This window comes from Vibrio sp. SCSIO 43132, assembly GCF_019904195.1.
In the GTDB taxonomy this organism is placed as follows: domain Bacteria; phylum Pseudomonadota; class Gammaproteobacteria; order Enterobacterales; family Vibrionaceae; genus Vibrio; species Vibrio nigripulchritudo.
Genome location: NZ_CP063199.1, coordinates 3,396,325 through 3,412,413 on the forward strand (window position 1 = coordinate 3,396,325; position 16,089 = coordinate 3,412,413).

A 16,089-nucleotide genomic window follows, 5' to 3' on the forward strand; every position below is an offset into this window, starting at 1 on the left:
CGCTCCACTGGGAGCGCTTATTCGTTTACCCTAAACAGCCATTGTAAATATGCCAGCTCTGTTCTAGCTCACTGATGGATTGCATTATCTGTTGATTAGATTTTGTGTTTTCCATCAACACCATGTTGGTTGCTGTATCTACGATTAAGACCTCTGCCACGCAGTCATCTTTTTCTACCCACATTCCTTTTGTCAGTCTGGAAATATCCACTTTCACTCTCCTACTTACCTAGCACGAATTGAACTACGTAAAACATAGTAAGAGCGATCAAAAAAGCCGACCCAAAAGGTCGACTTTTACATTTAATGGCTTCGGGTCAATGACCCCTGGTGATTACTTAGCGAAGTCAACACCGATAGCGATATCACCTTTCAGTGTATCTAACATGCCATCCAGTGCAGCCTGCTCGTAAGCACTGATCTCACCGTAGCTCAATACTTCTTCTACACCGTTCTTACCAAGTTTAACTGGCTGAGCAAAGTATTCTGCGTGCTCGCTGCCACCGTCAACGTAAGCGCACTCAATAACACCTTCTTCACCCTGAAGCGCTTTAACAAGTGCCAGACCGAAACGACATGCCGCCTGACCCATCGAAAGCGTTGCACTACCGCCACCCGCTTTTGCTTCTACGACTTCAGTACCTGCATTTTGGATACGCTTAGTCAGAGCTTCAACTTCTTCGTCAGTGAACTCTACACCTTCAACTTGAGAAAGCAGAGGAAGAATAGTCACACCAGAGTGACCGCCGATAACAGGAACGCGAATGTCGCCTGGATCTTTGTCTTTCAGCTCAGCAACAAAAGTTTCAGAACGGATGACGTCCAGAGTAGTTACACCAAATAGCTTACGCTTGTCGTAAACGCCTGCTTTCTTCAGTACTTCTGCAGCAATTGGAACAGTCGTGTTTACTGGGTTTGTAATGATACCAACGCATGCCGAAGGGCAAACAACAGCAATCTTCTCAGCAAGCGACTTAACGATGCCCGCATTCACATTAAACAGATCCGCACGATCCATACCTGGCTTACGTGCAACACCAGCGGAAATCAGTACAACGTCTGCACCTTCCAGTGCTGGTGTAGGATCTTCACCTGCATAACCTTTAATTGAAACCGGCGTTGGGATGTGGCTCAAGTCCGCTGCAACACCTGGAGTGACTGGAGCGATATCGTAAAGTGCAAGATCAGAACCTGCTGGTAAACGGTTCTTGAGTAGAAGTGCAAGTGCTTGGCCAATGCCTCCTGCGGCACCAATGACGGCTACTTTCATGGTTATTCTCCTTGGGTAATTTAGCAATACTTCACGTTAAGGTATGAAACGTTTGGGAGTTGGGTTTTTTAACCTCATATGTAAATAAGAAATTATAGTAACTACGATCTTATTACAATTAATTAACCCCAGCTTTGCGACTTCGCGCAACTCACCTCTGACGTGCCACAAAATGAAGCTAGAGCATGCTCTTAAAACATTGAAGCTACAACAAGTTGGATTCAAAAATTTTTTGTGGCATTAATCTCATATATTCTCGTGACTTTGGCACAACTACAAGTGACTTTAGTAGCAGAAATCGGGCAGAAGTTGGTGAAGGCACATTATCTATGCAAAAATAACAAAAATAGTTTTAATTATATGAAACTGAGAATCATGCGAAATACAGAAAAGCAAGACACCCTTGTGCGCGCGTTTAAAGCGCTACTAAAAGAAGAGCGTTTTGGCTCACAAGGTGAAATTGTCGATGCGTTGAAGCTGGAAGGTTTTGAAAACATCAACCAATCTAAAGTTTCACGTATGTTGACTAAATTTGGTGCAGTGCGTACCCGCAATGCCAAAATGGAAATGGTATATTGCCTTCCAGCAGAACTTGGGGTTCCAACGGTTTCCAGCTCTTTAAGAGAGTTGGTTTTGGATATTGACCACAACAACGCTCTTGTTGTCATCCACACGGGTCCGGGAGCAGCTCAACTGATTGCCCGACTACTTGACTCCCTTGGAAAATCCGAAGGCATTCTGGGTGTGGTTGCTGGTGACGACACCATATTCATCACCCCTACATTGCCTGTTACAACCGAAGAATTATTCCGTTCGGTTTGCGAATTGTTTGAATACGCTGGTTAATTTTCACACGCTGAAATATTATTTTTGATGATTACACTCAATAAGTGAAGTAGATCACAAAAAATACAATCTGCTACTTAACTAAACCCCAAACTCTAACCCCATGAAAAACAAAGATTTTATGGGGTTATTTATTTCCTTTATTCCATTTCGCCTCCAGACTTATCGTCTATAGAAATTAACATTCTTGTAATTTCCAACCTGATTTTTGCTATTATTCAGCCACTTTTTCATCTAATGGACTGAAAAAGATGCCGTTTCCAATAGGAAGCTATTCCACATCACGTGGCGAATAATGAAAATAAGGAAGGGAAATTCATGGCATTTAAACACCTTGTAAAAATCAGTGCGATTGCAGCAGCCGTTGCAGGCGCTGGTTCTGTTCACGCTCAAGAATTCATTACCATTGGTACAGGCTCCGTTACTGGCGTTTACTACCCAACAGGTGGAGCGATTTGTAAGCTAGTGAACAAAGGTCGTAAAGAACACAATATTCGTTGTTCAGTAGAATCCACTGGCGGTTCTATCTACAACGTAAATACCATTCGAGCTGGTGAACTGGACTTTGGCGTTGTTCAGTCAGACTGGCAGTTCCACGGTTACAACGGTACAAGTAAATTCTCTGAACAGGGTCCGTACAAAAAGCTGCGTGCTATGTTCTCTCTTCACACTGAACCGTTCAACATCATTGCACGTGCAGACGCAAACATTGAAAACGTTGCTGACCTTAAAGGCAAGCGTGTGAACATCGGTAACCCTGGTTCTGGTGATCGCGCAACAATGGGCGTAGTGATGGAGTCATTTGGCTGGACAAACGACAGCTTTAAGCTGGCATCTGAGCTAAAAGGTTCTGAGCGTTCACAAGCACTTTGTGATAACAAGATTGACGCATTCATTTACATGGTCGGTCACCCGAACGGCTCTATTAAAGAAGCGACAACATCTTGTGACGCGAAACTGGTGTCTGCAACAGGTAAAGAGATCGACAAGATCGTAGCGGACAACCCTTACTACGCTTACAGCAACGTACCTGCTGGTATGTACCGTGGTACTGATGGCGACGTTAAGAGCTTTGGTGTTGCTGCAACGATGGTAACCACTTCAGACGTATCTGACGAAGTTGCTTACAACGTAGTAAAAGCGGTATTCGAAAACTTCAGCACGTTTAAGCGTTTGCACCCAGCATTTGCAAACCTGAAGAAAGAAGACATGGTGAAAGCGGGTCTTTCCATTCCTCTACACCCAGGTGCTGAGAAATACTACAGAGAAATTGGTCTGCTTAAATAAAGCGCCTGCTCTTTAAACGACAAAAAAGGAGGCGCGTTTGCCTCCTTTTTATTGCCTTTTGACAGCGCATACAAACAGTCGCTCTCCAGACAGTACCTACGATAATTCTGACTGATGCACTGTTTCAAAACACCGATTATTGTCTTGAGTAGTCTCAATAGCTAGACTGAATACACTTGTTAATATTTTGTTAAGATTTTTTCGTTACATTAAATGAACGATCGGCTGCAGGATACGCAGCACAAAACACCAAAAATAATAAGGATAACGTACATGACGCAGACAACAACACCGTCTCAAGATGTGCAAGATATGGTGGCACAGGCCGACACCGGAGCACGAAACCCTTCAGGTATTCCAGGTCGGATCTTATGGTTTGTCCCTCTTTGTTGGTCCCTTTTCCAACTGTGGTACGCATCACCTCTGCCATTTATTTTCAATATTTTCGTTCTGAACGACACAGAAGCCCGAGCAATCCACCTGACATTTGCAATCTTCCTGGCATTTACTGCTTACCCAGCGATGAAAAACTCCCCAAGGGATCATATTCCCCTTATCGACTGGGTTTTGGCACTGGCAGGTAGCTTTTCAGCGGCATACATTTATCTATTTTATACCGAGCTCGCAGGGCGTTCTGGCGCACCCACTACGTTTGATATCGTAGCAGCCGTTACTGGTATGGTGCTATTGCTAGAAGCGACTCGTCGCGCGCTTGGTCCTCCACTCATGGTGGTTGCAGCGGTCTTCTTAACCTACACCTTTGCAGGTCCATACATGCCAGACGTAATTGCCCACAAAGGCGCAAGTCTGAATAAGGCCATGTCACACCTTTGGTTAACAACTGAAGGGGTATTTGGCGTTGCATTGGGTGTATCGACTTCTTTCGTATTCCTGTTCGTATTGTTTGGTGCAATGTTAGAGCGAGCGGGTGCAGGGGCATACTTCATCAAAGTCGCATTCTCACTACTCGGTCACATGCGTGGTGGTCCTGCAAAAGCAGCGGTAGTGGCTTCAGGTCTTTCTGGTCTGGTTTCTGGCTCATCTATTGCCAACGTTGTGACCACAGGTACATTTACTATTCCACTGATGAAGCGAGTCGGATTTCCAGGCACTAAAGCTGGTGCCGTTGAAGTTGCTGCATCCACAAATGGTCAGCTAACACCGCCAATCATGGGTGCTGCCGCATTCCTGATGGTGGAATACGTGGGCATTTCTTATGTTGAAGTGATTAAAGCAGCACTTCTGCCTGCTTTGATTTCTTACATCGCTTTGATTTACATCGTTCACCTTGAAGCCTGTAAAGCAGGCATGACGGGTCTGCCTCGTCGCCATAACCCAACACTGGTGCAGAGCCTTCTTTCCTTTACAGGAACAATTTTAGGTCTGTGTATCATCAGTGCATTGGTGTACTACGGTGTAGGCTGGACGAAGGATGTGTTTGGCGAAGCGGCAACGCCGATCGTGACTGTTGCTTTACTTGTGGCATATGTAGCACTGATTCGCGTGTCTTCTAAGCACATGAAGGAAGGTAACATTTCGATTGATTCCGAGTTAACCGAAGTCCCTGAACCGGGTCCAACCATTAAGTCTGGCCTGCATTACCTTCTACCTATCGTTGTGTTGGTTTGGTGTCTAACTGTAGAGCGATTCTCACCTGGTCTGTCTGCTTTCTGGGCAACAGTGTTCATGATCTTCATTTTGATCACTCAACGTCCTCTGCTTGCCATCATGTCTAAATCTGGTGACAGCGTTGCCACTCAAGCAAAAGAGGGTTTTGTTGACCTGGCGGAAGCACTGGTCTCTGGTGCTCGTAATATGATTGGTATCGGTGTTGCGACAGCAGCCGCTGGTACGGTTGTAGGCGTAGTTACTCTGACAGGTATCGGCTTGGTAATGACAGACTTCGTTGAGTTTATCTCAGGCGGCAGCGTTATCCTGATGCTTCTGTTCACTGCGGTTATCTCACTGATTCTGGGTATGGGTCTTCCTACCACCGCAAACTACATCGTAGTATCGACTCTGATGGCTCCAGTCATCGTGACACTGGGTGCAGCTCATGGTCTGATCATTCCTCTGATTGCCGTTCACCTGTTTGTGTTCTACTTCGGTATCTTAGCCGATGATACGCCACCAGTTGGTCTGGCTGCTTTTGCTGCAGCAGCGATTGCAAAGTCTGACCCAATCAAAACTGGTATTCAGGGCTTTACCTACGACATCCGAACCGCAATATTGCCATTCATGTTCATTTTCAATACCCAGCTACTGATGATGGGAATTGACTCGTGGTGGCATCTGCTTCTGACGGTGATTTCTTCCATTATCGCAATGCTGATTTTCTCAGCAGCAACGCAAGGCTGGTGGTTCACGAGAAACAAATGGTGGGAAACCGTACTATTGTTGGTGCTGACATTCTCCTTCTTCCGTCCGGGTTTCTGGTGGGACATGCTTTACCCGGCAAAAGATTACTATGAAGGTAATCAGATTGTTGAAATTGCAGAAGGTCTGAACATAGGTCAGACTCTGGAACTTCGTGTGGGCGGTGAAAACCTAGATGGCGATTACAGTGAAAAGACAGTACGTCTGCCATTCGAAGATTCAGCCGCAACAGGTGAAGAGCGAGTGAGCTCCATGGGTCTGATGCTGAATGAAGTCGATGGTCGTATGATTGTTGATATGGTCGAGTTTGGCAGCCCTGCTGAAGCATCTGGTATCGATTTTGACTGGGAAATCAAATCAGTCGTTCTGGACGCGGATCGCCCAATGAAAGAGTGGGTGTTTGTTCCTGCCCTTCTGATTTTGTTTGCCATGGCCTGGAACCAACGACGTCGCGCGATGAAAGACGCCATTCCAGCTTAATTCATTCTAAAATCGGCAGCACCCAATCGGGTGCTGCCTTACAAGAGATAAGCTATGTATAAAAATATACTGGTTCCCGTCGACCTTAATGACGAAGGCTTTGCTGATAAAGCCATTGAGCTGGCTGTTTGGCACGCTAAAAACTCAGATGCAAAAGTCCACCTACTAACTGTTCTTCCGGGTATTCATAACTCCATGGTCGCTACGTACTTTCCAAAAGACGCGGCCAGCCAGATGAAGAAAGACGTAAAAGCACAGTTGCAGAAAGTAGCAGACGAAAGCCTAACCAAAGCAAAAATCACAAACGAAGCACATGTCGCTGAAGGCAAGCCTTACGCTGCCATTCTTAAACATGCAGACAAACTCAATGTTGACCTTATCATCATGCCTAGTCACAAGCGTTCTAAGCTAAACAAGGCAGTATTGGGTTCAGTCGCATCTAAGGTTGTGCAAAGCACCAAAGTCAGTGTATTGGTGGTGAAACCACAAGGTTAAAGTTCAATACCTTACAGAAGTGAAAAGCACGCTATTCAGCGTGCTTTTTTGTATGTTCTAAACCACTCGGTTGTGTAATTCCCCATCGACATAAGACTCAATATTCTCGACCAGAATTTCACATAGGCGAGTGATCGCGCTGTCGCTTCCCCAGGCCACATGAGGTGTCAGCAATAGATTGGGTAAATCCATATTCGCTATCAGAGGGTTAGACTCGTCGGCGGGCTCTTGGGTAAATACATCTACACTGGCACCTGCAATGGCATTGGATTGAAGTGCTTCCACCAGCGCGTTCTCGTCAACTAAGCCACCTCGACCTGCATTAATGAGAATAGCGTTGTTCTTCATTTGCTTGAGCTCATATGCGCCAATCAGGTTGAGGGTACTTTCGGTAAGTGGGCAGTGCAAACTGATAACATCCGACTCGATCAACACTTGGTCAAAGGGTGAATAACCCTGACGACATTCCGATTCACCTTTGCGTTCAGCGTAAATGACATTCATACCCACGGATCTTGCAAGTTCGCCTGTCGCTCTTCCCAGTGCGCCCGAGCCAATGATGCCCATTGTGGAACCGGCAATATCACCGATTGGGTGAGTAAAAAAGCAGAACTGCTTTTTCTTCTGCCATTCACCATTAGCGATATCTTGATGGTACGCCATAAGGTTGCGTCTTAGCGCAAACACCGACGCAATAACGTGCTCAGGAACTGATTGAGTCGCATATCCTTGGATATTACAAACAGCGATACCACGGCTTCTACAGTACTCAAGATCGATGTTGTTGGTGCCAGTCGCCGCAACAGCTATCAGCTTAACCGACACCGCAGCTTGCAGGTTGTCGGAGTTCAGAACCACTTTGTTGGTAATGATGATGTCGGCGTCCTGAATGCGACTTGCCGTTTCTTCGACTGTCGTGAGTGAATACTCTATCCACTCATGATCAAAAGCAGGTTTTGGAACGGGAATCTGGGCAGGAATGGTGTCTCTGTCTAGAAAGACGATTTTCATTGAAGGCTCCTTTCCTGCCTTTTATTAGGGTCTGTTGACCTAGGGTGTAGGCAGGGTCTTATAATCCGGTAATGTGTTATCGAGCTGAAATTGTTGCAGAATTTCGGGTTTCGCTTCGGGATAAAAATCACAAGGCACGAACATCGCCTGTAATTGTTGCGTTGTCGGGTGGTAAAACGTCAGCTCTGTTGCATGCAACTCCAGCCTATCGGCAAACGCCATGGCTTCTGGAGACGCATAAAACTCATCCCCAACAATTGCGTGACCTAAAGCTTGCATGTGAACTCTTAATTGGTGAGAGCGTCCGGTGATAGGTAATAACCTGACGATGGACGTCTTCTCTTCACGCTTAACGACTTGATAGCGAGTCAATGAAGCTTTTCCATGCTCAAAACAAACTTTCTGGCGAGGGCGATTTGGCCAGTCGCAAATCAGCGGCAAATCGACTTCACCCTGATCGTTTTCGGGATGCCCCCAAACGCGAGCGTAATAGATCTTATGGGTTAAGCGATACTGAAACTGCTTTTTCAGTGCTCGCTCTGCTTCCTTGTGTTTGGCGAACAGCATCAAGCCAGAAGTCGACATATCCAGCCGATGCACCACTTCTATCTCAGAATACGTTTCACGCAAACGGCTCCACATGCAGTCTGCGTGCTCTGGCGCTTTACCGGGAACAGACAGTAAGCCAGACGGCTTATTGGCAATCAGAATATCTTCATCCTGATAACTGATGTCTGTCCAAGGTTCTGTGGGGGGAATGTATTCAAGCATTGCCATAACAAAGACGCGTTCGATTGGTTTAACACTTTGATTAGCTGAAAGAGTAAGGAGAAATGGCTGCCCACTTCTCCTTTGCATCTATACCCTGCTTTAGTTGTGGCTCACCACAATCAGGCGGAGCGAGTCCAATTGAATCTGAGCGCTTTGGATGTAACCCGTCAGTTCTTTGATTTGGGCTTCAATCGCTTCCAGCTCTTCATCTCGAATGTTCGGATTGACGGCTTTTAATGCCTGCAGTCTTTCTAGTTCACCATTCAAGCTGGATTGCATGTCTTTCAATGCTCCCTCACGTACCTTTTCAAGGTGACCCTGAATGTGTCCTTCACCCGCTTCTATCAACTTGTGAACGTCATTCTGAACCGAATTCACTAGCTTGCTTGCTAGATGACGATTCACAGGGCTTAACTGACGGTTGAAGCCTTCAAACTCAACCTGTTCAGACAAGTCGTTGCCTTTGCCATCCAGCATCATGCGAATTGGGGTTTGCGGTAAGAAGCGAGACAAGCCACTGCGTTTAGGCGCTTGCGCATCCACCAGATAAACCAGCTCCAGAAGAATCGTACCCACTGGCAGCGCTTTGTTTTTCAGAAGCGATACCGCCGAGGTGCCTACCCCTTCGCTTAGCAGCAAATCAATGCCACCCTGAATCATTGGATGCTCCCAGCTCATGAAGTGCATGTCTTCGCGAGAAAGCGCGGTGTCACGATCAAAAGTAATGGTCGCGCCTTCATAAGGCAGACCCGGGTAGCTCGGCACCATCATGTGCTCAGACGGCGTCACCACCAGCGCATTTTCGCCTTTATCGTCCTGATTCAGACCAATGGTATCGAAAAGGCTAAGAGCGAACGTAACCAGATTAGTATCGCCGTCGGTCGATTCAATTTGCTCAACAATCCCTTGCGCTTTTTCACCACCATTGGAGTGGATCTCAAGCAAACGGTCGCGACCTTGCTCTAGCTTGGATTTCAGCTCTTGGTTCATATGACGTGAGTGTTCAATCACTTCGTCCAGCGTTTCAGTATTGCCTGACGCCAACATCTCGATTAGTTGCTCGGAATACTGATCGTAAACTGCACGCCCTGTCGGGCATGTTTCTCCAAAGGCACTCAGACCTTCATCAAACCAGCGTGCAAGAATCGCTTGAGAAGTCCCTTTAAGATAAGGCACGTAGATATCGATGTCGCGTTGCTGTCCAATACGGTCCAGACGACCGATTCGCTGCTCTAACAAGTCAGGGTTAAATGGCAGATCAAACATCACTAATTGGTTAGCAAACTGGAAGTTACGACCTTCCGAACCAATCTCAGAACAAATCAGCACCTGCGCGCCACCTTCGTCCTGCGCAAAGTAAGCGGCGGCTTTATCACGTTCCAGAATCGACATCCCTTCATGGAAAACCGTGGCACGTATGCCCTCACGTTCACGAAGAGCCTGTTCAAGTTGAAGTGCAGTATTGGCACGAGAAGCAATCACCAAAACCTTCTCGCTACGCTTGGCCTTCACTTTTTCGATAAGCCAGTTTACTCGGGAGTCGAACTGCCACCAGGTTGCGCTGTCGCCTTCAAATTCCTGATAGATTTCTTCTGGATAAAGCATCTTCATAGCGCGGGCTTCTGCGCTCATCTGCCCGCCTAACATGCCTGCCACTCTCATAGCCGTGGTGTACTGGCTCGGAATATCCATTGGCAGAAGGTGTACGTTTCGCTCCGGGAAGCCTTTGATTGCCGCACGAGTATTACGGAAAAGTACGCGACCTGTACCGTGACGGTCCATCAAGTTATCGATTAACTCTTGGCGCGCTTTGGCTTTTTCTTCTTCTTCGCAATTGCCTTCTATGATGCGGAACAATGGCTCGACATCCTGCTCGGAAAGCAATTCAGTAATTTGGTTTTTCGCCTCATTTTCCAGTTTTTCACCAGAAAACAGAGTTGCGACGGCATCAGCAACCGGCGCGTATTGCTGCTCTTCTTTTACAAAAGCCTCGTAATCGTAAAAACGATCAGGGTCGAGAAGACGAAGACGGGCAAAGTGGCTTTCATGACCTAACTGCTCTGGTGTTGCGGTAAGCAATAACACTCCAGCCGTACGCTGCGCCAGACCTTCTACCACCTGATATTCGCGGCTTGGGTTGTCCTGACTCCACTCTAGGTGATGCGCTTCGTCGACCACCAGAAGATCCCAGTCTGCATCCAGAGCCTGTTCAAAACGCTTTTTGCTCTTGCGTAAAAAATCCAGAGAACACAGCACGTATTGCTGAGTGTCAAACGGGTTATCCGCTTCGGCGTACGCTTCAATACAACGCTCTTCGTCAAACACTGAGAAGTGCAGGTTGAAGCGGCGCATCATTTCCACCAGCCACTGATGCTGAAGGGTTTCTGGCACCACAATCAGGATGCGCTCAGCGCGACCAGATAACACCTGCTGGTGGATGATCATGCCTGCTTCGATGGTTTTACCTAAACCTACTTCATCAGCAAGGAGAACACGCGGTGCATGTCGGCGACCCACTTCGTGAGCGATGTAAAGCTGATGAGGAATTAGACCTGCACGCATACCACACAAACCGCGCATTGGGCTTTTATGCTGCTGATACTGATTATTCAGAGCGCGGTAACGCAAAACAAAGTTGTCCATGCGATCAATTTGACCGGCGTACAGTTTGTCCTGAGGCTTATTGAAACGGATTTGATGACTGAGCATGATTTCGCGCAGTAACACGCCAGTTTCTTCGGTGTCAGTACGTGTACCTAGGTAAGATAAGACGCCGTTGTCATCAACAACCTGGTCGACTTTCAGGCTCCAGCCTTCATGGGAATCAATCACATCACCAACATTGAACGTCACGCGAGTTACCGGGGCATCTGAGCGGGCATACACTCGGTTTTCTTCCGACGCCGCAAATAGCAAAGTCACGGTTCTGGCGTCCAGCGCCACTACCGTACCCAAACCCAAGTCACTTTCTGTGTCACTGATCCAGCGTTGACCTAAAGCAAATGTCATGTGATTGACTACCTCAATTGATATGTTCTGTTTCTACAAGGCAATTATACGTGAAGGATAGAATCCTGTGTTTTTTCTTCACCCTGTTCAAAAGGGCGCTCATCTTACTTGAACACGTGATTCGCGTCACGTTCATCGCGAGTAATTTGACGCTTTTTTTTACCCATTTCGCATTTGCAATCAAAGTGTAAAAGAGTTGTGACAAATCTAAATTACAAACCCATGAACTGTTGCTTATACTTACTAATGAGCTCGCACCGAAACAGGAAAGGTGTTGAGTTTGGTATCTTAACGGGTCTGAAGTATGTCACTCTCCTAGCGGTACCTTTTTGGGGTTTTGGTACCCCTCGCCTTCTGCAGTGACCTATGCCTCAGACAAATGCTTGGCTAAGCACTCTGCTGCGGCAGAAAAGGAGACGCTTATGGGCGATACCGACCGGAAAATCTTTGTACTGGATACGAATATCCTTCTGCACGAACCTTTCGCAATTTATTCCTTTCAAGAACATGATGTGGTCATTCCAATGACCGTCCTCGAAGAACTCGACCGAATCAAAGACAGTAAACGCGATGTAGCAAGGGACGCACGCGTAGCGATTCGAGCAATGGAAAACCTGTTTCACGATGCCACGCCAGACCAAATCTCTGAAGGCATTCCTCTCTCCAAAGACAACGCCAGCGGCACGCTCGCCATTCTTGCCGATTTTGAATTGCAGGAAACCGTCCGCGCGTTTGCCGACAAAGAAGGCGATAACCGAATTTTAAACGGGGTGATTTACCTGCAGAACAAACGATCACCCCGTGAAGTGGTTCTTGTAACCAAAGACATTAATATGCGATTACGCGCCAAAGGTGCTGGCGTGCGGTTCGTAGAGGATTACCGCACCGATCAGTTGATTGACGATGTTCAGTTCCTGACCAAGGGCTTCCATACCTACGAAGGGGATTTCTGGACAAACATAGAAAAGGTAGAAAGCCGCAGCGAAGCCGGTCGAACCTATCACGACATCAACAAAGAGTCGCTAGAACCTACTTTCATCAACCAATACATCGTAGATAAAGATACCGACTTTGCAGCTCGTGTCGATTCAATGGACAAGCAGACAGTCACCCTCAAACATCTTAGCCGAGAGCGCCTGATGAACCGCCAGGCATGGGATGTGAGACCAAAAAATATCTATCAGGGTATGGCGCTTGATGCTCTGCTCGACCCGGATATTGATTTGGTCATCCTCACTGGTGCGGCGGGCAGCGGTAAAACCATGTTAGCCATGGCTGCTGCGCTGGACATGTCAATTGAACGCAATCAGTTCGACAAGATCATCGTCACCCGAAATACACCAGACATTGGTGAATCCATCGGCTTCTTACCGGGGACGGAAGAAGAGAAGATGATGCCATGGTTGGCAGCCGTCACCGATACGTTAGAAGCACTGCATAAAAACGACCACTGCACTGAAGGTTCGCTCAAATACATTTGTGATAAGGCCAACATTCAATTTAAGTCGATCAACTTTATGCGCGGTCGTTCTATTCAGAATGCCTTTGTGTTGCTGGATGAGTGTCAGAACCTGACGGCCTCTCAAATCAAAACCATCATCACACGTTGTGGTGAAGGGACTAAGATCGTGTGCTCCGGTAACCTGGCACAGATCGACTCCCCTTACCTGACCCCGGTCACCTCGGGTTTGACCTATATGGTTGAGCGCTTCAAAAACTTTGAAGGCAGTGCCAACGTGCATCTAAATGGTGTTGTACGTAGCCGCCTGGCAGAGTTTGCTGAAGAAAACCTGTAATAACCCTAAGTGCCTCTCACACCATGTGAGAGGCACTTCCTGACATACGCTTACATACCCGACGTTCAACTTATCGCTTTTGCTGGTAATAATTAGGTTCAGAGACCAAGAATTCTATCAATAGTGAGGTGAACGATGGCGAGAATCTATTTACAACTGGAAAGTACCCTCGACCAATCAGTCCTGATTGACGAGTTCGAACCCGATGATACTTACATGGGTTCAATCAAAGCGGTTGATATTATTCGTCATCTTCAAAATGTGAATAAAACGAACGCCTTTGAGCGATGGACCTGGCGTTTTGACTACTCACCTACGCTCTTTTCTTCCTGAAAAGCTCATTTCGTGACACGCTAATTTTCCCTGTGTTTCACTCTTCAATCATTTTTGAGACCAGTTCCACTTTTCTATCCTAAAAGCGAATTTCCTGACGTTGGTCTGAAAGAGAAGCACACCAGAATTGGTCTACTTCTTGAATCGACTAGAGAGGGAAGTCACGATGTCATATACGATTCTAGTGGTCGAAGACGACCAGGATATGGCGAACCTGATCAGCCTTAATTTGAAGGTTCAGGGTTACAAAACCATTCTTACATCTCACATCAGCGAAGGGTATCAGATCGCCTGCCAGGGGTTGGCAGACGCGGTTATTCTGGACAGAAAGCTGTGTGACGGTGACGGCACTGAAATGTGCAAACTATTACGCCAACAACATATCGGGATCCCCGTCCTTATGCTGACAGCCTTAACCAGCGAGCATGATATGGTGGATGGACTGGAAGCCGGAGCGGACGATTACCTGACCAAACCGTTCAGTGTGATCGAACTTCAGGCCAGAGTCCGGGCTTTGCTACGAAGGGCTCAGCACTCCCACTGGCAAGATGCCAGCGACAATGCATCAGATGTGACGCCACCACAAGCCAACCCAGACTGGCAGGTTGCGAACCATTCAACCCACCAGCTTGCTCCCGAGCAGGTTGAACGGGATACGCCTGCCGCTTTGATCTTCGACGAGCTGGTTATTTCCAAAAAGCAGCATGAAGTACGCCTTGCCGGAGCAAACGTCAATCTTACGCCAACCGAATTCTCCCTGCTTTACTGCCTTGCCAGCAAACCGGGAAGAGTATTCACCAAAGATGAACTGCTCATGAGAGTATGGGATACCGACTATGACGGCTACCATCACACGGTGTGCAGCACCATCAACCGACTGAGAAACAAAATAGAAAAGCCTCAAAACAAAATCCGCTACATTCGAACCGTGTGGGGCGTCGGATACAAATTTCAGCATGAGGCGAGACCATGACCCGTTCGTTTCAAAAACGCCTCTTCCTGCTTTCTCTTGTCTGGGCTTTGGTGAGCATTCCTCTCCTTACCTACCATTTCCACATGACCTGGCAAAACAGCGAACAAAGTGCCCGTCAGTTTCTTCATAAAGATCTGGCTCGCCACATGCGAGACGAAAACCCGCTGATGGAGGGGAATGATTACTCCCCTAAAGCGTTGAAAAGCATCTTCCATACATTGATGATGCTAGGTCCCGATTTTGAAATCTACTTTCTGGATAAAACAGGGAAGATCACCACGACAGGGCTAAAAGAAGGGGTTGAGTTTGCGCCCCGCGTTGACATCGCTCCGATAAAGCAGTTCCTTAAAGGCGGCAACTTACCCATTTTAGGAGATGATCCTCGTGACATGTCTCGCCAGAAAGTGTTTTCAGTTTCTGAAATTCAGGGGGCAGAAGGGGTTGAAGGCTACCTTTACGTGTTAATTGGTCGACAGTCTTCCGCCATCGCGCGTGTGAATCGTTATATGATTCAATACTCACCCATCTTGGTCGGCGGTATCGCTCTGATTTTATTGTTCACCTTCCTGATTTATCGCTTAATCAAAAAAGATCTTCTTAATCCGAGCCAGCATCTGATTCGCCAGATTGAACACTCCGCTAAGGAGAATTTTCGCGTTGAACCCAACCTTAAAGTGCCTGTTTCTGAATTGATGCCGCTTTCCAGACAGTTTGGTTACCTGCTTGAGCACATACAATGGCAGTTTCTGAGGCTTCGACAGCAAGAGCATTCAAGGCGTGAATATCTGATGCGCTTAAGTCATGACCTGAAAACTCCGTTAGCCAATATACAAGGTTATCTGGAGACCTGGTTAATCGATGGCAAACAAAATGCAGAACTTGTCTCTACTGCCCACAGCAATGCGTTAAAGCTTCACGAACAGCTTAAAGAACAGTTTGAAGCCGCAAAAAAGGAGCTGGTTGAGCCCGAAGTTGCACCCGAAGCCATCGATGTGAGTGAGTTTATCAAAGAGCTGAAAGATCGTTTTGAAATGGGGCTGGAGAAAAAGTCGTTGGATATTTTCACCACGATTTCAGTTAACGCGTTAGTGCATGCCGATAAAAAGCTGCTAAATCGTCTGATGGATAACCTGATGGAAAATGCCATCCGACACAGCCCGGAACACGCCACCATTCAACTGTTTGTCAAACCGCATTCTGGGCTGTCTTCGCAATTGCACGTTCGGGACATCAGCATTGTGATCATCAATACAGTTGCCCCAGCTAACAGCGGTGGCGAGTTAGGTATGGGGCTTAAAACCGTCAATGCGATACTGGCGCTGCATCAGTCCAAACTTGAAATCTCGGAACAACCGGGCTTGTTTATCGCCAAATTCAGACTGCAAGCCGAACCGATTTCAGATGGTTTAGCGGTTAACAGCGCCATCAATCACATTGGTTAA

General features: G+C 47.0%; 13 protein-coding genes. 8 read left to right on the forward strand and 5 right to left on the reverse strand.

Annotated features, from left to right (window positions below; all coding sequences use genetic code 11):
• Nucleotides 1-25 precede the first annotated feature (25 nt).
• Nucleotides 26-211, reverse strand: coding sequence for a hypothetical protein (locus INR79_RS15200; protein ID WP_004401769.1), 186 nt, complete (start codon nucleotides 209-211; stop codon nucleotides 26-28).
• Between the two features lie 123 nt (nucleotides 212-334).
• Complete coding sequence (mdh, locus tag INR79_RS15205; protein WP_022551553.1) at nucleotides 335-1,270, reverse strand: malate dehydrogenase; 936 nt, start codon at nucleotides 1,268-1,270, stop codon at nucleotides 335-337.
• A gap of 375 nt (nucleotides 1,271-1,645) precedes the next feature.
• Here mdh and argR point away from each other — a divergent pair, with 375 nt between their 5' ends.
• The 4 genes from argR (at nucleotide 1,646) to INR79_RS15225 (ending at nucleotide 6,754) form a co-directional block, all read left to right on the forward strand.
• Complete coding sequence (gene argR / locus INR79_RS15210) at nucleotides 1,646-2,116, forward strand: transcriptional regulator ArgR (protein ID WP_004401767.1); 471 nt, start codon at nucleotides 1,646-1,648, stop codon at nucleotides 2,114-2,116.
• Between the two features lie 318 nt (nucleotides 2,117-2,434).
• A complete protein-coding gene (locus tag INR79_RS15215) occupies nucleotides 2,435-3,403 on the forward strand; it encodes a TAXI family TRAP transporter solute-binding subunit (RefSeq protein ID WP_223094956.1) in 969 nt (322 codons plus the stop codon).
• A gap of 273 nt (nucleotides 3,404-3,676) precedes the next feature.
• A complete protein-coding gene (locus tag INR79_RS15220) occupies nucleotides 3,677-6,259 on the forward strand; it encodes a TRAP transporter permease (RefSeq protein WP_223094958.1) in 2,583 nt (860 codons plus the stop codon).
• Between the two features lie 54 nt (nucleotides 6,260-6,313).
• A complete protein-coding gene (locus INR79_RS15225; RefSeq protein WP_223094960.1) occupies nucleotides 6,314-6,754 on the forward strand; it encodes a universal stress protein in 441 nt (146 codons plus the stop codon).
• A 57-nt stretch (nucleotides 6,755-6,811) separates the two neighbouring features.
• On the opposite strand, the gene INR79_RS15230 is transcribed toward INR79_RS15225, so the two are convergent.
• The 3 genes from INR79_RS15230 to rapA all read right to left on the reverse strand — a co-directional run bounded on the left by INR79_RS15230 (nucleotide 6,812) and on the right by rapA (nucleotide 11,545).
• Nucleotides 6,812-7,765: a D-2-hydroxyacid dehydrogenase gene (locus INR79_RS15230; protein WP_223094962.1), complete on the reverse strand. Its 954-nt coding sequence runs from the start codon at nucleotides 7,763-7,765 to the stop codon at nucleotides 6,812-6,814.
• A gap of 39 nt (nucleotides 7,766-7,804) precedes the next feature.
• Nucleotides 7,805-8,542, reverse strand: a complete 738-nt coding sequence (gene rluA, locus INR79_RS15235) for a bifunctional tRNA pseudouridine(32) synthase/23S rRNA pseudouridine(746) synthase RluA (RefSeq protein WP_223097032.1) — start codon at nucleotides 8,540-8,542, stop codon at nucleotides 7,805-7,807.
• A 93-nt stretch (nucleotides 8,543-8,635) separates the two neighbouring features.
• The gene (gene rapA / locus INR79_RS15240) at nucleotides 8,636-11,545 is read right to left on the reverse strand and encodes an RNA polymerase-associated protein RapA (protein WP_223094964.1); all 2,910 of its coding nucleotides are present in this window, start codon (nucleotides 11,543-11,545) and stop codon (nucleotides 8,636-8,638) included.
• 422 nt (nucleotides 11,546-11,967) lie between these two features.
• Between rapA and INR79_RS15245 the strand changes: the two genes are divergently transcribed.
• The 4 genes from INR79_RS15245 (at nucleotide 11,968) to INR79_RS15260 (ending at nucleotide 16,089) form a co-directional block, all read left to right on the forward strand.
• Nucleotides 11,968-13,341, forward strand: a complete 1,374-nt coding sequence (locus tag INR79_RS15245) for a PhoH family protein (RefSeq protein WP_004401760.1) — start codon at nucleotides 11,968-11,970, stop codon at nucleotides 13,339-13,341.
• 135 nt (nucleotides 13,342-13,476) lie between these two features.
• On the forward strand, nucleotides 13,477-13,674 hold the full coding sequence (locus INR79_RS15250; RefSeq protein WP_004401759.1) for a hypothetical protein: 198 nt from the start codon (nucleotides 13,477-13,479) through the stop codon (nucleotides 13,672-13,674).
• 166 nt (nucleotides 13,675-13,840) lie between these two features.
• The gene (locus tag INR79_RS15255) at nucleotides 13,841-14,647 is read left to right on the forward strand and encodes a response regulator transcription factor (RefSeq protein WP_004401758.1); all 807 of its coding nucleotides are present in this window, start codon (nucleotides 13,841-13,843) and stop codon (nucleotides 14,645-14,647) included.
• Nucleotides 14,644-16,089, forward strand: coding sequence for a sensor histidine kinase (locus tag INR79_RS15260; RefSeq protein ID WP_223094966.1), 1,446 nt, complete (start codon nucleotides 14,644-14,646; stop codon nucleotides 16,087-16,089). The genes INR79_RS15255 and INR79_RS15260 overlap by 4 nt, the downstream gene beginning before the upstream one ends.